The organism is Pseudomonas sp. 5P_5.1_Bac1 (assembly GCF_025466015.1).
In the GTDB taxonomy this organism is placed as follows: Bacteria; Pseudomonadota; Gammaproteobacteria; order Pseudomonadales; family Pseudomonadaceae; genus Aquipseudomonas.
In genome coordinates this window covers 1-18631 of record NZ_JANLNX010000117.1, presented here as the reverse complement: position 1 = coordinate 18631, position 18631 = coordinate 1, and the positions used below count along the sequence as shown (strand labels likewise).

Below are 18631 nucleotides of genomic sequence, written 5' to 3'. Positions count from 1 at the left end.
TCCCCCTCACCCGGTAGGAGCGAGCTTGCTCACGAAGACAGGCAACTACCGTCTGGTGCCGGCACCCGCATTCCTGCACAAAACGGATAGAACCGCCCCCCGCCTCCAGCGAACACTAGCCCCGTCGGCACCGACCACCCACTCGGTCGCCTGCCTTCGAGTGCCTAAACAACTACCCGCTAGAGGTTTGCATGAACACCCCCGCGCATCAGCTGGCCACCTGGCTGAAGCAACACCAGATCACCGAAGTCGAATGCATTGTCAGTGACCTCACCGGCATCGCCCGCGGCAAGATTTCCCCCACCAACAAGTTCCTCGGCGAAGGCGGCATGCGCCTCCCGGAAAGCGTGCTGCTGCAGACGGTCACCGGCGATTTCGTCGATGACGATATCTACTACAGCCTGCTGGACGAGGCGGATATCGACATGTTCTGCCGCCCCGATGCCGACGCGGTGTTTCTGGTGCCCTGGGCCATCGAGCCCACCGCGATGGTGATTCACGACACCTACGACAAGCAGGGCAACCCGGTCGAGCTGTCGCCGCGCAACGTGCTCAAGCGCGTGCTGCAGCTCTACAAGGACAAGGGCTGGACGCCGATCGTCGCGCCGGAAATGGAGTTCTACCTGACCAAGCGCAGCAGCGACCCGGACTTCCCGCTGGAGGCACCGATCGGTCGTTCCGGGCGCCCGGAAAGCGGGCGGCAGAGCTTCTCGATCGATGCCGCCAACGAATTCGACCCGCTGTTCGAGGACGTCTACGACTGGTGCGAGGCCCAGGGCCTGGACCTCGACACGCTGATCCACGAAGACGGCCCGGCGCAGATGGAGATCAACTTCCGCCACGGCGACGCGCTGTCGCTGGCCGACCAGATCACCGTGTTCAAGCGCACCATGCGCGAGGCGGCGCTCAAGCACAACGTGGCGGCGACCTTCATGGCCAAGCCGATCACCGACGAGCCGGGCAGCGCCATGCATATCCACCAAAGCGTGGTGGACAGCGAATCGGGCCGCAATATCTTCGTCAATGACGACGGCTCGATGAGCGAGCTGTTCCTGCACTACATCGGCGGCCTGCAGAAGTACATTCCCAAGGTGCTGCCGATGTTCGCGCCGAACGTGAACTCGTTCCGCCGCTTCCTGCCGGACACTTCGGCGCCGGTCAACGTCGAGTGGGGCGAAGAGAACCGCACCGCCGGCCTGCGTGTGCCGCCCTCCTCGCCTGAAGCCATGCGCGTGGAAAACCGCCTGCCCGGCGCCGACGCCAACCCGTACCTGGCCATCGCCGCCAGCCTGCTGTGCGGCTATCTCGGCATGGTCGAGCGGATCGAGCCGAGCGCGCCGGTCCAGGGCCGCGCCTACGAGCGCCGCAGCCTGCGCCTGCCGGTCACCATCGAGGACGCGCTGGCGGCCATGGAAGAGTGCCAGGTGCTGGAGCAATATCTCGGGCGCAAGTTCGTCCAGGGTTACGTCGCGGTCAAGCGCACCGAGCACGAGAACTTCAAGCGCGTGATCAGCTCGTGGGAACGGGAATTCCTGCTGCTGAGCGTCTGACCCGACCACGCGCCGTCGAAAACAAAAACAGGATGGACAGGAGCCGCTATGAAACTGTTGAAACGCCTTGTGCCCTTCGCCTTGCTGGCGCTGCCGCTGGCTGCCCAGGCGCAGCCGAGCGTGAGCATCTACAACTGGACCGACTACATCGCGCCCGACACGCTGACCGGTTTCCAGAGCAGCACCGGAATCAAGCCGGTGTACGACGTGTTCGACTCCAACGAGACCCTGGAAGGCAAGTTGCTGGCGGGCAAGACCGGCTATGACGTGGTCGTGCCCTCCAACCACTTCCTCACCCGTCAGGTCGACGCCGGGGTGTTCCTGGAGCTGGACCGTAGCAAGCTGCCCAACTGGAAGCACATGGACCCGGCCCTGCTCAAGCTGCTGGAGCAGAACGATCCCGGCAACCGGCATTCGGTGCCCTATCTGTGGGGCACCAACGGCATCGGCTACAACGTCGAGAAGGTCAAGGAAGTGCTCGGCGTCGACCATATCGACTCCTGGTCTGTCCTGTATGAACCGGAGAACCTGAAGAAGCTGCAGAAGTGCGGCGTGGCCTTCATGGACTCCGCTGACGAACTGATCCCGTCGATCCTCAACTACTTGGGTCTGGATCCCAACAGCACCAACGCGGCCGACTACGCCAAGGCCGAAAAACGCCTGCTGGAGCTGCGCCCCTACGTGACCTATTTCCATTCGTCCAAGTACATCTCGGACCTGGCCAACGGCAATATCTGCGCGGCGTTCGGCTTCTCCGGCGACGTGCTGCAGGCCGCCAACCGGGCCAAGGAAGCGAAGAACGGCATCCAGATCGCGTACAGCATTCCCAAGGAAGGCAGCAACCTGTGGTTCGACCTGATCGCGATTCCCGCCGACGCGAAAAACCCCGACCAGGCCCACGCGTTCATCAACTACGTGCTTGAGCCCAAGGTCATCGCCGAGGTCAGCGACTACGTCGGCTACCCCAATGCCAACGTCGACTCCAAGGCCTTCATCGACCCCGAGACACTGAACAATCCCGAGGTCTATCCGCCGCAGGCCGTGCTCGACAAGCTGTACATCTCCAATGCGCCATCGCCGAAGATCATGCGGCTGATGACCCGTAGCTGGAGCAAGGTCAAGTTCAACCAATGAGCCGGGACACCGTGATGAATCGAACCGGCGAACATGCCGCGTCGTACTACGCCGCCACCGCGCGCGACCGCCACACCTACCCGACGCTGGATGGCGAAATTCGCGCCGACGTGTGTGTGATCGGCGGCGGCCTGACCGGCGTCAACACCGCGCTGGAACTGGCGCTGCGCGGTCATTCGGTGGTGCTGCTGGAAGGCCGGCGCATCGGCTGGGGCGCCAGCGGGCGCAACGGCGGCCAGTTGATCCGCGGTATCGGCCATGACGTCAGCGGCTTCGCCAGGTACGTCGGCGAAGACGGTGTGCGTTACCTGCAACGCGCCGGCGAAGACTCGGTCACCCTGGTGGCGGAGCGCATCGCCGAATTCGCCATCGATTGCGACCTGCGCTGGGGCTTCTGCGAGCTGGCCAACACCCCGGCGCAGTTCGCCGCGATGGTCGATGAACAGAAGGCCTTGCGCACGTCGGGTTATGCCCATCCCATCGAACTGGTAGAACCCGGGCGCATGCACGAGGTGGTGGCCAGCGACTGCTACGCCGGGGGCCTGATCGATATGGGCTCCGGGCACCTGCACCCGCTGGACCTGGTCACCGGCGAAGCCCGGGCGGCGAGCCAGCTCGGGGTTCAGGTCTTCGAACAGAGCCCGGTGCTGCGCATCGAGCATGGCAGCCAGGTCACGGTGCATTGCGCCCGCGGCCGGGTACGGGCGGACAGCCTGGTGCTCGGCTGCAACGCGCACCTGGACGAACTGGAACCGAAGCTGAGCGGCAAGGTGCTGCCGGCGGGCAGCTACGTCATCGTCACCGAGCCGTTGCCGGAAGCAGTAGCAGCGCAGTTGATCCCGCGCAACCTGGCGCTGTGCGACCAGAAAGTCGGGCTGGATTACTACCGCCTGACCGCCGACCGCCGCCTGCTGTTCGGCGGTGCCTGCCACTACTCCGGTTCCGACCCGAAAGACATCAGCGCCTACATGCGGCCGAAGATGCTCAAGGTGTTTCCGCAACTGGTTGACGTGCGCATCGACTACCAGTGGGGCGGGATGATCGGCATCACCGCCAACCGCTTCCCGCAGGTTGGAAGGCTGAGCCAGCACCCGAATGTGTACTTTGCCCAGGGCTATTCCGGGCATGGACTGAACGTCACCCACTGGACGGCGAAGTTGCTGGCGGAAGGGATTTCCGTGGGGCAAAGCACCGGGCTGGATGTGTTCAGCGCGGTGCCGCACCTGACGTTTCCGGGCGGGAAACTGTTGAGGTCGCCATTGTTGGCGTTGGGGATGCTCTGGTATCGGATGCGGGAGGTGATGGGCTAACTGCGGGTTGGCAATTGAAGCGCCCTCAAGATCGAATATCGCCTGCGCGGTGATCGATCCTGAGGTCGATGAAGAGAGGGAGGCAGGCACCTCACGCGACCACAGCCCCCCTCACTGCGTCTTCCCTTTCAATCACCAGTCATACGTCATCTGCACCGAAGCCACTCGCTCCTGCCCGTAGTAGCAGCCGAACGAGTAGTTGCAGTCCGACACATACTCCCGGTCAAACAGGTTCTGCACGTTCAGGCTGGCCTGCAAACCGCGCAGGCTCGGGTCGAAGCGGCTCAGGTCGTAGCGCACGGTGGCGTCATACACGACCCACGCCGGCACGTCGAAGGAGTTCGCCGAATCGCCCGGCTTGCGCCCGGTGTAACGCGCACCCGCGCCCACGGTCAGGCCGTCGACGCCAACGCCGGTGAAGTGGTAATCCGCCCACAGGCTGGCCGACACCGGCGCCTGGGACTCGTTGCGGTTGCCTTGATCGCCGTAGGTGCTCTTGGTGTAGAACGAGTCGATGTAGGTCGCCGCCGCCAGCACGTCGATGTTGTCGATGCTGGATTTCACTTCCAGCTCCACCCCGCGTGAACGCACTTCGCCGCTTTGCGCCTGGTACTGCGGGTATTCGGTGTCGCCCGTGAGCACGTTCTTCTGCTTGACCTGGAACACCGACGCGGTGATCAGGGTCTTCTCCAGCGGCTGGTATTTCAGCCCCACTTCGTACTGCTCGCCCTCGGTCGGTTCGAAGGCTTTGCCACCCCGCTCCGGCGCGGCGGTGCCGATGGTTGGCAGGAAGGATTGCGAGTAGCTGACATAAGGCGCCAGGCCAAACTCGGTGACGTAGGTCAGGCCGACACGCCCGGTGAATTTGTTGTCACGCTGCGAGGCGATGGAGTGGGCCAGCAGGTCCTTGTTGTCGATCTCGGCCCAGTCCTGGCGACCGCCGACAGTGAGGATCCACTGGTCGAGGCGGATCTGGTCCTGGAAGTACAGGCCGGTCTGGCGCACGGTGTTGTCCCACTGGGTGTCGAGCACCGGGGTGACGCTGGAGCTGTCGAAGTTGTTCTTGCCGTAGAGGTTCACCGGCAACACGTTGTAGGCGTTGTAGCCATCGTACTGGCGGGTGAAGTGACGGTAGTCGACGCCGGTCAGGGTGGTGTGCTGCAAGGCACCGGTGGCGAACTTGTACTCCAGGTTGTTATCGACCGTGTAGGCGATGTTGTGCTGGCGCCAGTCGAGCTTGACCCGATTGGCCTGGGTGTAGTCGGTCACGTTGTTGGCGTCGGTGACGAAACTGCGCAGGTAGAAGCCTTTGTAGCGGTCGCGCACGTCGGTGTAGCGGGCGGTGGAGCGGAAGCTCAGGTCGTCGCTGAAGGCGTGGCTGAAGTCATAGCCAGCGATGTACTGGTTGCGTTTGTAGTCGTTGTAGTGCGAGTCGCCAGAGAAGAAATTGCGGTCGATGCGCTCGCCATTCGGGCCGCGATCAAGGGAGCCGATGCGCGGCAGCGACTGGTAGTCGGCCAGACCGTCATCGCGCTGGACCTGCGCCAGCAGTGTCAGCGAGGTGCTGTCATTCGGCGTCCAGGTCAGGCTGGGCGCCAGCAGCAGGCGTTCAGCATGAGTGTGGTCGACCTGGTCGTTGCCCTTGCTGCTCAGGCCGATCAGCCGATAGCTGAAGGCGCCCTGCTCGTCCAGCGGACCGCTGCTGTCGAAGGCACCGTTGACCCGGTTGTAGCTGCCGGCACCGAGCTTGATCTGATTGCGCGCTTCGCGGGTCGGGCGCTTGGACACCAGGTTGATCAGGCCACCCGGCTGGTTCTGGCCGAACAGCACCGAGGACGGGCCCTTGAGCACTTCGATGCGCTCCAGGGTGTACGGATCGATCTGCGGCGCGCCGCCCAGGCTACCGGCATACGGCACATAGGCGCCGTCGAAGTACAGCGGGGTCGGCGCGAAGCCACGGCTGGTGATTTCGTCGGCGATCGCGTTGCGGTCAGTGAAGCCGCCGGTGCTCAGGCCCGGGGTGTAGCGCAGGGCCTGGGTCAGGTTGCGCGCGCCCTGGTTCTGCACCTGCTCGGCGGTGACCACGTTGATCGCCTGGGGGATTTCCAGGATCGGCGTGTCGGTCTTGGTGGCGGTGGCGCTGCGGGTGGCGACATAGCCGTCCACCGGGCCCCAGGCCGACTCGACCGCAGTGCTGTTGATGCTGGTGCTGTCCAGTTGCAGGGAACCGTCGCTGACCGCCGGCAACAGCGAATAGCTGCCGTTGGCCTGGCGCACCACTTGCAGACGACTGCCCGCCAGCAACTGGCGCAGGCCGGCGTCGACGTCGTAGCGGCCGCGCAGGCCCGGCGATTTCAGCCCGCGAGCATGAGCCGGATCGAAAGACACGGTGATGCCAGCGGTGGCGGCAAATTGAGTCAGCGCGGCGTCCAGCGATCCGGCCGGAATATCGAAGGCGGCTTCGGTGCGGCTTTCAGCCATGGCCGGCGCGACGCCCACCAGCATCACCGCTGGTGTGGCCAATGCGGCGCCCAGCAGCGCGCCATGAATGGCCCGGCTCAGCGCGGAAGTTTTCGGTGCAGCGGAAGTGCGGTCAGTGGAACGGGACATGCGGTTTCCTTTCGCCCTGTGGCAGTGATGAACGGCGTCTCTGTGGCGCCTCTACCTACAAGTCGAAGCTGGATGAGAATCGATAACCCCCTGAGTGAAAATAATTCTCAGGCCGCCTCGACCCGCGTCCAGAACCGGCTGAAACGGCGGATACGCACCGGCAAGGTGGTGGTCAGGTTATCGAGGACGATATCGGTGTCCGCCAGGTGGAAGGCCCCGGAAATGCGCAAGTCGCCAATCGCCTCGGTGCAGCCCAGATGCCCCGGTCGATAGCGCTGCAACTCGGTGATGAAGTCGCCCAACCGCCAGTCGTTGGCCACCAGCATGCCGCGGGTCCAGGCGTCGACCTGGGATGGCGCCGGTTGCAGATCACCCATCTGCGCGGCGCTGAAGCTGAGTTGCTGACCCGCCTCCACCCGCACCGCGACCTGCGCATCGGCGCAACGCACTTCCACCGCGTGCTCCAGCACACAGACCCGCGTGCGCTCGCCCTCGCGGCGGACGATGAAGCGCGTGCCCAACGCGCGCACGCTGCCCTGCGCGGTGTGCACGACGAAAGGCCGCGACAGCGTATCTCGAGCAGTTTCGATGAGAATTTCGCCGTCCAGCAGGTTCACCTGACGCAGTTGCGCGCTGTAGCGGATGTCCACGGCACTGGCGGTGTTGAGCTGCAACTGGCTGCCGTCGTCCAGACGTAGCGAGCGGCGTTCGCCCGTGCCGGTGCGTTGGTCGGCCAGCAACGTCTGCATCGGCGTGCTGCGCCAGGCCAGGCTGCCCGCCCCTCCCGCCGCCAGCAGGATCGACAGGACTTTGAGCACCTCGCGACGTCTCGCCCTGGCCCCGGCCAACGTGGTCCGGGCCAGTTGCGGCGAAACCTGCTCGAACTTGCCTTGCAGGCGTCCCAGCCGTTCCCACGCCTGCTGATGCAGCGGGTCGCTGAGCAGCCAGTGCTGGTGTGCGGCGCGGGTCGCCGCGTCCGGCTCGCAGCGCAACTCCACATACCAGTGGGCGGCGGCTTCGAGGATGTTGCGCTCCAGCACAGCGGCCATGGCCTACTCCTCCACCAGCAGCAGGCAATGAGTCAGGGCGCGCACGGCGTGTTTCTTCACCGTGGTCACCGAGAGGTCCTGGCGCCGGGCGATCTCGACGTAGCTCAGGCCGTCGAGCTGGGCCATCAGGAAGATTTCGCGGGTGCGGGCGCCGAGGCCGTCGAGCAGACGGTCGATGTCCATCAGCGTCTCGATGATCTGCAGGCGGGTTTCCGGCGAAATATCCACCGGTTCCGGGCGCGCCGCCAGGGCATCAAGGTACGCCTGCTCCAGCGCACGACGACGGAACATGTCGATCATCAGGCTGCGCGCCACCGTACTCAGGTACGCCCGCGGCTCGCGCAGGTCGGCGGCCTTGCGCAAGGTGAGCACGCGCATGAAGGTGTCCTGGGCCAGGTCCGCCGCGTGGTCGACACAGCCCAGCCGGTTGCGCAGCCAGCCGCACAGCCAGGAATGATGATCCTCGTACAGCGAGTGCACGGCTTTTTGCAGCGAGAGGTCGACGGAAGACATGGCAGGAAACCAGGCGGTAACAAGTGGTAATGAATCTCATTTAACAGGAATAATATTACCCTTGGCAACCCTGGTGTCATTCCTCGCTTGCGTCGACCGGTCGCCCTCACCCGACGCGCTACCCCAGTTTTTTTAAGGCCTGAGAGCACATATTTACTAATTTATCCCGCGCCCGGCACCGCTCAAGATCCGCTCCAACAAGAAAAGGCACCGGCCTCGCCGATGCCAACCGAAGTACCGCAGCGTACTCATCCTTGCCTTGGAGTCCGTCATGACCAACGCAGCGTCACCCGCACCGCTTATCGAAAAACACACGATCGGCTACGTGCCGCCCGAAGATCGCCATGGAAAGGTCCGGGATCTGTTCACCCTCTGGTTCGGCGGCAACATCGCGCCGCTGCCGATCGTCACCGGGGCCCTCGGGGTCCAGTTGTTCCACCTCAATCTGGTCTGGGGCATCGTCGCCATCCTTGTCGGCCACCTGGTCGGCGGCGTGCTGATGGCCTTGCACTCGGCGCAGGGCCCGCAGATGGGCATTCCGCAGATGATCCAGAGCCGCGCCCAGTTCGGTTCCCTCGGCGCCCTGCTTGTCGTAGTGATCGCCGGGGTGATGTACATCGGCTTCTTCGCCTCCAACATCGTCCTCGCCGGCAAATCACTGCATGGCGTGGTGGACAGCGTGCCGGTGCCGGTGGGCATCGTCATCGGCGCCCTCGGTTCGGGGATCATCGGCATCATCGGCTACCGCTTCATCCACGTGCTCAACCGCATCGGCACCTGGGTGCTGGGGATCGGCATCGTGCTGGGCTTCGGCTACATCCTCACCCACATCCAGACCGACGATTTCCTCACCCGCGGCGGCTTCAACCTCTCCGGCTGGCTGGCGACGGTGTCGCTGGCTGCGCTCTGGCAAATCGCCTTCGCGCCCTATGTATCGGACTACTCGCGCTACCTGCCGGCCGACGTGCCGGTGGCGGCGACGTTCTGGACCACCTATCTGGGTTCGGCGCTGGGCTCGAGCCTGTCGTTCGTATTCGGCGCGGTGGCCGTGCTCGCGACTCCGGCGGGCATGGACACCATGGATGCGGTCAAACTCGCCACCGGCGCCATCGGCCCGCTGATGCTGGTGCTGTTCCTGCTCAGCGTGATCAGCCACAACGCCCTCAACCTGTATGGCGCGGTGCTGTCACTGATAACCCTGGTGCAGACCTTCGCCTGGCGCTGGATCCCCACCGCCAAGAGCCGGGCGGTGCTGTCGGTGATCGTGTTGCTCGGTTGCAGCATCGTCGCGGTGTTCGCCTCGAAAGACTTCATCGGCCACTTCGTCGACATGGTGCTGGTGCTGCTGGTGGTCCTGGTGCCGTGGACCGCGATCAACCTGATCGACTTCTACGCGATCCACAAAGGTGACTACGACATTCAGTCGATCTTCAAGGTCGACGGCGGCATCTATGGGCGCTACAACCCGCAGGCGCTGCTGGCCTATGCGATCGGTATCGCGGTGCAGATTCCGTTCATGAACACGCCGCTCTACGTCGGGCCTGTGTCTGCGCATATCAACGGGGCTGATCTGTCGTGGCTGGTGGGGTTGGTGGTGACTTCGCCGCTCTACTACTGGCTGGCGAACCGCGACAGCGCGTACCGGCGGCGGCAGGTGAGCGCGAAGCTGGCGGCCGGGGTTTGAGTCAGGTCGTCAGGTGGTAAAAGCACCCGCTCTCTGTGATGGAGGGCGGGTGTTTTTTGTGGGGTGGCCTTCGCGAGCAAGCTCGCTCCTACAAGTACAATACGTACCCGCGAAGGCGGCCCTGAAAAGGTCACCTGCTTCTTGACTGACTGGCTGGCGTTTACGCATTGCGTTGACGCATTCTGTAACAACCATCCTGCGCAAACAGATGGCATTACCCTCATATTCCTCCGTTTCTCGAGAGTGATCACTCAATGCCCTGGGTCAAACGTTCCATTGCCGTTCTCTGCCTGATATTGGTAACAGTCGCTGCGCTGTGCTTTCACCACTATCTCCCACGCCACAAGGTGGTGCACATCACCGGTGTCGAAGTGAAAAGGATGGACGCAGATGGTGTCATCAATGCAGAAAATCCTGCAGATGGCCCTACCCGGGACGTGTACTTCATCAACACGGTATCGTCGGACGCTGATCGTGAAGTCGTCGTCTACCGCAATGAAGACACTGGCTGGGGGTTCCCTTGGTACTTCAAGTTCGACAGCGCTGATCTGCAGGCCAAGGCCCAGGACTATTCCCGTGATCAGAGCCAGCTAGCGGTGATTCGCTACTACGGGTGGCGCTTCCAGATCTTTTCAATGTTCCCGAACATCACTGACCTCAAGGCAACCACCAGTCGCTCGGAGCCCTTCCCGGTTTTCAACACTATCTTCTTCAGCGTGCTGCTGATCGTAGCTGTCACCGTCGGCCTTGTGATCCGGCGACGGCTCCGGCTTAAGCGCGCGCCCATGGTCCCGAGTGACTCATCGCGGTAACCAGCGTATGTGAGGCTGGCGTAGATACCAACATGTGGCTGGTGGGTTATAAAAAGCAGTAAGCGATAGCCCCCAGCTCCATTGGCACCGATAGCCAGGGCTCAGCCTTGGCTATCGTCCGAAACCGGCCTCGGCAGAGTCAGATCTTCACACACGCAAACAGCGCATTCCCCGAGGCCTGATCCCACGGCACCAGCTTGTCGTAATCATGCTCCAGCACATGCACCTCGAAGTACGACTCCAACAGCGCCCGCAGTTCGTCGAAGCTCACCGCCACCATCGGGTGTTCGTCATGCCAGACCTCGGTTTCCCCCGCCAGCGTCCGCTCGATGCTCAATCTCAGCGACTGCCGCTCGCCCTCCCCTTCGTAATGCCAGGCTGAACGAAACGCGAACCGGGCCTCATCGAGTGTGTCGGTGTGGGAGACGAACGAGCCGTTGTCGATCCGCTGCTTGTCCACGGCGTTGAAGCAGAACACGCCACCCGCCGCCAGCGCCGCATGCACGCTGGCGATGCAGGCTTTGAGCCGTTCGATACCGCCGCTGTAGTGGACGGAGTAGAGAAAACAGGTGATCAGGTCCACCGGCTCGGCCACGCTGAAACCACACATGTCCCCCAGTGCAAACTGCGCCTCAGGGCATCGCAATGCAGCCCGGTCGAGCATGGGCTGATTGATGTCGAGCCCGGCGCTCTGGTAACCGGCATCGATGAAGTGACGAACATGAGGGCCGGTGCCGCAGGCAAGGTCCAGGTGCCGTATGCCGCCATTGCCGAAGAGCTGCTGCAGGCGGTGGACGCTATGGCTTTGCGCGCGGTAGTCGATGCTGGCGCACATCAGGTCGTAGTAGCCCGACAGGTCGGTATAGAGAGCGTTGCCGGACATGGAAACCTGGGATGTGAAGGGGGTCGAGGGGGCGGCATTGTAGCCGAAGCGAATGCAAAAAAAGCCCGGTGAAGCAGAACTTCACCGGGCCTTCATCACGTCAACAGATCACCTGCCTCGCGACAGGCGCCGCTCTGCCTCAGGCGAGGTCGAAACGGTCCAGGTTCATCACCTTGGTCCAGGCGGCGACGAAGTCTTTGACGAACTTCTCCTTGGCGTCGCTGCTGGCATACACCTCGGCGTAGGCCCGCAGAATGGCGTTGGAGCCGAACACCAGGTCGTTACGGGTGGCGGTGTATTTCACTTCGCCAGTCTTGCGGTCGCGACCTTCGAACAGTTCGGTGGAATCGCCCACGGCTTTCCACTGAGTGCCCATGTCCAGCAGGTTGACGAAGAAGTCGTTGCTCAACTCGCCGACGCGATGGGTGAAGACGCCGTGCTGGCTGCCATCGTAGTTGGCGCCCAGAACCCGCAGGCCACCGACCAGTGCGGTCAGTTCCGGCGCGGTCAGGGTCAGCAACTGCGCGCGGTCGATCAGCAACGACTCGGTGCTGGCCGGGCTGTCAGTGTTGCGGTAGTTGCGGAAGCCATCGGCCAGCGGCTCGAGGTATTCGAAGGACTCGATATCCACCTGGTCCTGACGCGCATCGACCCGGCCCGGAGCGAACGGTACATGCACGTTCACGCCGGCAGCCTTGGTCGCCTGTTCGATACCGACCACACCCGCGAGGACGATCACGTCAGCCAGCGATGCCTTGTTGGCCGCCTGCTGCACCGCCTTCAGGCGCTCCAGGGTGCCGACCGCGATTTCGTTGACCGCCCAGTCCTTCTGTGGCGCCAATGCCAGGCGCGCACCGTTGGCACCGCCGCGCTTGTCGCCGCCACGGAAGGTCGAAGCCGAGGCCCAGGCCACCGAAACCAGTTCGCTGACCGACAGTCCCGATTCGGCGATCCGCGACTTGAGGTCGGCGATATCGTCGGCGCTTGGGTTGTACAACGCGGCCGGCAGCGGGTCTTGCCAGATCAGGTCTTCGTTCGGCACTTCCGGGCCGAGGTAGCGGGCTTTCGGGCCCATGTCGCGGTGGGTCAGCTTGAACCAGGCGCGGGCGAAGGCATTGCTGAACGCTTGAGGATCGTTGAGGAAACGTCGCGAGATCGCTTCGAAGCCGGGGTCGAAACGCAAGGTCAGGTCGGTCACCAACATGGTTGGCTTGCGTTTTTTCGACGGGTCGAACGGGTCGGGCATGATCTCCGGCGCGTCCACCGCTTCGAACTGAATGGCGCCTGCCGGGCTGCGGGTCTGCACCCACTCGAACTTGAACAGGTTTTCGAAGAAGTTGTTGCTCCACTGGGTCGGGGTCTGTGACCAGATCACTTCCAGGCCGGAGGTGATGGCGTGGGCGCCGACACCGCTTTCATAGGTGCTGGCCCAGCCCAGGCCCTGGGCTTCGATGCCACCGGCTTCCGGGTCGACACCAACGTGGGTGGCGGCACTGGCACCGTGGGTCTTGCCGAGGGTGTGACCGCCAGCGATCAGCGCGACGATTTCCTCGTCATCCATCGCCATGTTGCCGAAAGTAGCGCGGATCGCGGCGGCTGCCGAAGCGGGGTCGCCGCTGGCGTTGGGGCCTTCCGGGTTGACGTAGATCAGGCCCATTTCGGTGGCCGAGAGCGGGCTCTTGGCCAGGGTTTCCGGGTCACGGTGGGTCAGCCAAGCCTTCTCGTCGCCCCAGTTGACGTCCAGGTCCGGTTCCCACACGTCCTCGCGGCCCGCGCCGAAACCGAAGGTGCGGAAGCCCGAGGACTCCAGCGCCACGTTGCCGGCGAGGATCATCAGGTCGGCCCAGGAAATTTTCTGTCCGTACTTTTGCTTGATCGGCCACAGCAGACGACGCGCTTTGTCCAGGCTGACGTTGTCGGGCCACGAGTTCAGCGGCGCGAAGCGTTGCTGGCCACGGCCCGCACCACCACGGCCGTCCACCGTGCGGTAGGTGCCGGCGCTGTGCCAGGCCATGCGAATGAACAAGCCGCCGTAGCTGCCCCAGTCAGCCGGCCACCAGTCCTGGGAATCGGTCAGCAGCGCCTTCAAGTCGGCCTTGAGCGCGGAGTAATCGATCTTTTTGAATTCTTCGCGATAGTTGAAGTTCTCCCCGAGCGGGTTCGAACGGTCCGAATGCTGGCTAAGCAGCTCTACACGCAGTTGATTGGGCCACCAGTCACGATTGCTGGTGCCGCCACCGGATGTATTGTGGAACGGGCACTTACCTTGGTTCGACATGCTGCTTTCTCCTTTTTCCTCAGCAGACCGGCCCTCTGTGTTGCGACCGACGATAGAGCAAGACTAAAACGGCACCACCGATGAAACAAATTTATGAATTTTATTGAATCGATAGTCATTTACTTCTTGGCGACATAAAGGAAATATCCGTCGATCATTAAGTTCCATTCCGTATGACGAATCGTCGACGGGCGGTGGTGGCTGCGGGGAGAAAGTAAAGCAGAGACACCGGGACTGCTCCACAGCCCCGGCTTGATGAGCGGCTCACGGATCGAGCGTCAATCAGAAATCGACTGTGGCCGACAATTTCAACGTCCGCGGTTCACCCTGGGTCAGGTAATTGTTCGCCGTCGACGCCGAAGCCCAATACGCCTTGTTCGCCACGTTCTCGACATTGGCGCGCAGGGTGATGTACTTGTCGTCCGCCTTGAAACCATACCGTGCGCCCAGGTCGACGCGGGTCCAGGCCGGGATGTTCAGCGTGTTGGTGGCGTTGACGTACTCTCCGCCTGTACGCAACAGGCGACCACTGACCGCCGCCCCTTCAACGCCTGGCACATCCCAGTCCGCGCCGACGTTGAACTGGAAGCGCGGCACGCCCGCAGCGCGGTTGCCGTCGGTGGCGCCGTTGGAGGTTTTCTTCTGTTCGGTGTCCATCCAGGTCGCACCGGCCAGCACCCGCAGGCCATCCACCGGTTCGCCGAACAGGTTCAGCTCGACACCCTGGTTGATTTGCTCACCATCGACGCTGAATACGTTATTCGTCGTGGCATTGTTCGGTTGCTCGATGCGGTACACGCCGAAGGTGGCACCGTAGCTATCCCAGTCGAGCTTCACGCCGGCTTCGGTTTGTTTGCTGCGCTTGGGCGGGAAGACCTCGTCGCGGTTGCTGACTGTGGACGGCGCCGTCGGGCCTTGGGCCAGTCCTTCGATGCGATTGGCGTAGAACGACACATGCTCCCAGGGCTTGATCACGACGCCATAGACCGGCGTGGTGATGGACTCTTCATAATTGGCGTTGCGCGCACCGCTACTGGTCGCCCAGGCGTCAACTTCGATGGTTTGGCGACGTACACCGAGGGTCAGCAGAACACGGTCATCTATAAAACCAAGGGTGTCGGACAGGGCGATACTTTTGATGCGATTTTTCCCGACGATGCGTGGGTCATGGATATCGCTGCCGAAGTAGGTGTTGGTCGGGCGGGGAATCTGGATCGGGTTGTAGAGATTTCCGGGCTGGCGATTTGCAGCCAGGATCGCCTCGAAGGACGAACGCTGCTCGCCCCACATGCCGGACAGGCCGAAGTTCATCTGATGGCTGACCGCACCGGTGTTGAAGCGACCATTGAGGCCGGCCACCGCGCTTTTGTTGTCTTCGTCATGGGGCGAATAAAGAAAGCCCGTACGCGCACTGCCGTCGTTGCCGACATAAAGCGAGGAATACTCGCCATTCTCCCGGGTGTGCTTGGCACCGATACCGGCGTAGGCGGTCCAGTTGTCGTTGAGGTCGTACTCGCCGTTGAGCATGCCGTAGGTGTCTTCCAGCTCCGACCAGGTCCAGTCCTGGGCGTAGTTGTCTTTGGCCGACGGTGCGTCCGGGACCTTGGTGCCGTTGGGGTAGACCACCGAGCGGCCGTTGTTGATGCGCTGTTTCTGATAGCCGAAATCGGTCGACAGGCGCAGGCGCTCGCCGCGGTAATCCAGGCCAACAGCGATCAGCGAGGTGCGTTTGCTTTCATCGTCAATCGCGGTGTCGCCGCCGCGTTGGGCGAGGTTGATCCGCGCACCGAAGCGGTTGTCTTCGCCGAAGCGCTGGCCGAGGTCGAGGTGGCCGCCGACCTGGGTGTCGCTGGTGTAATCGAGGGTGACGCTGCGGGTCGGGGTGTCCTCGGCGCGCTTGGGCACCAGGTTGACGCTGCCGCCAATGCCGCTGCCCTGCGGTGCGACGCCGTTGAGGAAGGCGTTGGGGCCCTTGAACAGTTCAACCCGCTCCACCGCTTCGGTATTGATGATTTGTCGTGGCAGCACGCCATAGAGGCCGTTGAAGGCGATGTCATCGCTCTGCAGCGGCAGCCCGCGAATGGTGAAGACTTGGGAGAAGTTGCCGAAACCCGCCGACTGGCGCACCGAGGCGTCGTTGAGCAGCACGTCACCGATGGTGCGGGCCTGCTGATCGGCCATGGCCTTGGCGGTGTAGCTGGTGACGCTGAAAGGCACGTCGTTGATCGAACGGTTGCCCAGCACGCCAAGCCGCGCACTGCGCGCCACCTGGCCGCCGGCATAGGTGTCGCCAGTCATGCTCGAGGCGGCATTGACGTTGGTCGCGCCCAGTTCCAGCACATCGCCGCTGGACAGCGGGGCCAGTGTGTAGCCGTTGTCACCGACGCTTTGCAGGGTATAGCCGCTGCCCTGAAGCAGCAGCGCAAAGCCGGCCTGCGCGGTGTAGCTGCCTTGCAAGCCAGGGCTGCGGCGGTCATTGAGCATCTTCGCGTCGAACGACAGCGGCACGCCGGACATCGCCGCGAACTGGGCCAGCACATCAGCCAGCGGACCCGGCGCGATGGCGTAGCTACGGGCACCATTGTTCGGCACGGGATCAGCGGCCATGACGCTGTGGGCCGGCATCAACACGGCCAGGGCGACGGCGAGGCTCAGTGTCTTCATGGCAACACGCGGTGAGCTGATTCGGGAGATGGACTGCAACGGCCTGGACGTCATTCGGAGCTCCTGTCGGCGCCTGAAAAGTGAGGGTTCACTTCCACACCGAAGGAGCGGGAAAAAGGTATCAGCCTGCGTGCGAATTTTCTCGCAGCTCAGGCAGGTTCGATGGCAACCCAGTAGCGGGTCAGGCTGCTGATGCGGATCGGCAGGGTGTCTTGCAGCAAGCGCAGGCTGGCGTCGGTGTCCTTGAGCGGAAACGCGCCGGAGACGCTGAGCGCGGCAACCGCCTCATGGCAGCGCAGTACGCCGGGGCGATAACGGCCGAGCTCGGCGAGCAGATCGCCCAGGCGCATGTTGCGGGCGACCAGCATGCCGTGTTCCCAGGTCAGGGCGGCGGTGTCCAGCGGTTCGGCGGCGGCGGTGCGGTCAAGGCCAAACGCACTCTGCTCGCCGGCCTTGAGAATCAGGCCTTGGCGCGCGTGAAGCGGCAACATCTCCACCGCTCCTTCGCTCACGGCGACATGGCTGAGCTGCTCCCCGACGCGGACGCTGAAGCGCGTGCCCAAGGCGCGGGCAGTGCCGTGGCGGGTCTCGACCATGAAGGTGCGGGATGGGTCTTTGGCAGTGCTGATCAGTATCTCGCCTTCCAACAGCCTTATCCGTCGTTCCTGGGCATTGAAGGCAATGTTCAAGGCGCTGCCGGTGTTGATCAGTAGTTGCGTACCGTCGGGCAGGGTCAGGCTTTTCTGTTCGCCGATGGCGGTGCGTTGGTCGGCGCGCCATTGCTGCCAGGGCAGTTCACGGGAGGCGATCCATACGGCGGGGCCCGCCAAGAGGAACACGCCGAGGCGATGCAGCGCCTGACGACGGCCGATTCGCTTGCTGTTGTTCAGCCGCTGAAAAGTGTCGCTGGCCACATTGCCAGGTACGGCGCGCAGATCGCCCAGCAGGGCTTCAGCCCGCTGCCAGGCCTGAGCGTGTTGCGGGCTGCGATCGCGCCAGAGCTGGATGGCGTGATGATCGGCTTCGGTGGCGACGCCGGACTGCAGTTGCACCAGCCAGTCGGCGGCTTCGCCGAGGATCAGCGGGTCGATGGACGGAGTCATCAAGCCACGCTCAGGCAAGCGAGGAAGGCGTCGCGCATGTCGCGTTTGACGGTGATCAGTGAGACGCCGAGTTGCTCGGCGATGTCGTTGTATGTCAGGCCGTCGATCTGTGAGAACAGGAAGGTCTGGCGGACGCGACTGGGCATCTCGCGGAGCATGGCATCGATGCGATGCAACGCTTCGAGGATCAGCCAACGGGTTTCCGGCGACGGGACTTCGGACTCGGGCAGGTGGGCAATGGTTTCGAGGTAGGCGCGCTCGACGTCCTGACGTCGCCACCGATCAATTACCAGGCCCTTGGCAATATGAGTCAGCAATGCGCGGGGCTCGCTGCCGAAGCATTTGCTTTGCCGTGTCAGCAGGCGGATGAACGTGTCGTGGGCCAGGTCCGCGGCATCAGTGGTGTTGCCCAGCTTGCGATTGAGCCAACCGTGCAGCCATCCGTGATGTTCGCAGTACAGGGTTTCGATATGCAGATTGAGCGCGCGATCGGTCGAGGACATAGAGACCACTGAATACATCCGCCATGAATGGCAGGGTGTAATTAAGAATTGATCGCATTCTATAGAGAAGCCAGCAGTAATGGCAATTGCAACAAGATGAGTGTTGACCGGCGGAGATGGCGGCATCTCACCGTCGACCTATGCGAAAATACGCGGCTTTTTGTTCATACGTGTGGAGATGTACAGTTTTGGTAATGCATTACTCAACAAACGGCGAGGCCGTTGCATGTGGCCGTGTTGGCAACACTCTGAGCACTACTGCTGTCGCAGATGACGTGGATTGCAAATCGTGCCAGCGCTCACTGACCAAGGTCGACGTCGCCCCGGCGAAGAAGGCGCCATCATTGGCGGAACTGCGTAAACAGCGCCAAATGGCCCAGGCGAAAGCCGCATCTTACTGCTTCAAGGCCAACTGGCGTGTACGCCTGGCCGCTCGTCCCGACCGCTGCCGCCTGCCGCGCGGCGTGGCCCCTCAGGCCTTCGTGTAAGCCAGCCCGCGGGGTTCAGCCCCGCGACTTCCTTGAAGTTTCCAAATGCC

Annotated in this window: 14 protein-coding genes; 6 read left to right on the top strand and 8 right to left on the bottom strand. The window is 63.0% G+C overall.

All coding sequences use genetic code 11. The features are described 5' to 3' along the window. The first annotated feature begins 191 nt into the window (after positions 1-191). From NTD82_RS27655 to NTD82_RS27645, 3 genes are read left to right on the top strand one after another with little or no spacing between them, the layout of a single operon-like run. Complete coding sequence (locus NTD82_RS27655) at positions 192-1550, top strand: glutamine synthetase family protein (protein ID WP_262131009.1); 1359 nt, start codon at positions 192-194, stop codon at positions 1548-1550. 48 nt (positions 1551-1598) lie between these two features. Beyond that, positions 1599-2684 carry a polyamine ABC transporter substrate-binding protein gene (locus NTD82_RS27650; protein ID WP_262131008.1) on the top strand — a complete coding sequence of 362 codons (1086 nt, stop codon included), beginning with the start codon at positions 1599-1601 and terminating at the stop codon, positions 2682-2684. 14 nt (positions 2685-2698) lie between these two features. Beyond that, complete coding sequence (locus tag NTD82_RS27645; RefSeq protein WP_262131007.1) at positions 2699-3994, top strand: NAD(P)/FAD-dependent oxidoreductase; 1296 nt, start codon at positions 2699-2701, stop codon at positions 3992-3994. 132 nt (positions 3995-4126) lie between these two features. Here the strand turns inward: NTD82_RS27645 and NTD82_RS27640 are convergent, their stop codons facing one another. The 3 genes from NTD82_RS27640 to NTD82_RS27630 all read right to left on the bottom strand — a co-directional run bounded on the left by NTD82_RS27640 (position 4127) and on the right by NTD82_RS27630 (position 8166). After that, entirely contained in the window at positions 4127-6604 is a 2478-nt protein-coding gene (locus tag NTD82_RS27640) for a TonB-dependent siderophore receptor (RefSeq protein ID WP_262131006.1), read from the bottom strand. A gap of 107 nt (positions 6605-6711) precedes the next feature. Then, positions 6712-7653 carry a FecR domain-containing protein gene (locus NTD82_RS27635; RefSeq protein ID WP_262131005.1) on the bottom strand — a complete coding sequence of 314 codons (942 nt, stop codon included), beginning with the start codon at positions 7651-7653 and terminating at the stop codon, positions 6712-6714. Between the two features lie 3 nt (positions 7654-7656). Next, positions 7657-8166: a sigma-70 family RNA polymerase sigma factor gene (locus NTD82_RS27630; RefSeq protein WP_095155341.1), complete on the bottom strand. Its 510-nt coding sequence runs from the start codon at positions 8164-8166 to the stop codon at positions 7657-7659. Positions 8167-8437: 271 nt separating this feature from the next. On the opposite strand from NTD82_RS27630, the gene NTD82_RS27625 reads away from it, so the two are divergent. Together NTD82_RS27625 and NTD82_RS27620 are read left to right on the top strand one after the other, a co-directional pair. Beyond that, on the top strand, positions 8438-9850 hold the full coding sequence (locus NTD82_RS27625; RefSeq protein ID WP_262131004.1) for a purine-cytosine permease family protein: 1413 nt from the start codon (positions 8438-8440) through the stop codon (positions 9848-9850). A 254-nt stretch (positions 9851-10104) separates the two neighbouring features. Continuing rightward, the gene (locus NTD82_RS27620) at positions 10105-10662 is read left to right on the top strand and encodes a DUF1523 family protein (protein ID WP_262131003.1); all 558 of its coding nucleotides are present in this window, start codon (positions 10105-10107) and stop codon (positions 10660-10662) included. A 139-nt stretch (positions 10663-10801) separates the two neighbouring features. Here the strand turns inward: NTD82_RS27620 and NTD82_RS27615 are convergent, their stop codons facing one another. The 5 genes from NTD82_RS27615 to NTD82_RS27595 form a co-directional block, all read right to left on the bottom strand. Further along, entirely contained in the window at positions 10802-11545 is a 744-nt protein-coding gene (locus tag NTD82_RS27615) for a class I SAM-dependent DNA methyltransferase (protein WP_262131002.1), read from the bottom strand. A 139-nt stretch (positions 11546-11684) separates the two neighbouring features. Further along, positions 11685-13823 carry a catalase/peroxidase HPI gene (gene katG, locus NTD82_RS27610; RefSeq protein WP_262131001.1) on the bottom strand — a complete coding sequence of 713 codons (2139 nt, stop codon included), beginning with the start codon at positions 13821-13823 and terminating at the stop codon, positions 11685-11687. A gap of 282 nt (positions 13824-14105) precedes the next feature. Continuing rightward, on the bottom strand, positions 14106-16541 hold the full coding sequence (locus tag NTD82_RS27605) for a TonB-dependent siderophore receptor (RefSeq protein WP_410017094.1): 2436 nt from the start codon (positions 16539-16541) through the stop codon (positions 14106-14108). 95 nt (positions 16542-16636) lie between these two features. Then, entirely contained in the window at positions 16637-17590 is a 954-nt protein-coding gene (locus tag NTD82_RS27600) for a FecR domain-containing protein (protein WP_262130999.1), read from the bottom strand. After that, positions 17590-18093: a sigma-70 family RNA polymerase sigma factor gene (locus NTD82_RS27595; RefSeq protein WP_262130998.1), complete on the bottom strand. Its 504-nt coding sequence runs from the start codon at positions 18091-18093 to the stop codon at positions 17590-17592. The genes NTD82_RS27600 and NTD82_RS27595 overlap by 1 nt, the downstream gene beginning before the upstream one ends. A gap of 275 nt (positions 18094-18368) precedes the next feature. Here NTD82_RS27595 and NTD82_RS27590 point away from each other — a divergent pair, with 275 nt between their 5' ends. Continuing rightward, a complete protein-coding gene (locus NTD82_RS27590; RefSeq protein ID WP_371864281.1) occupies positions 18369-18581 on the top strand; it encodes a hypothetical protein in 213 nt (70 codons plus the stop codon). The last annotated feature ends 50 nt before the right edge of the window (positions 18582-18631 follow it).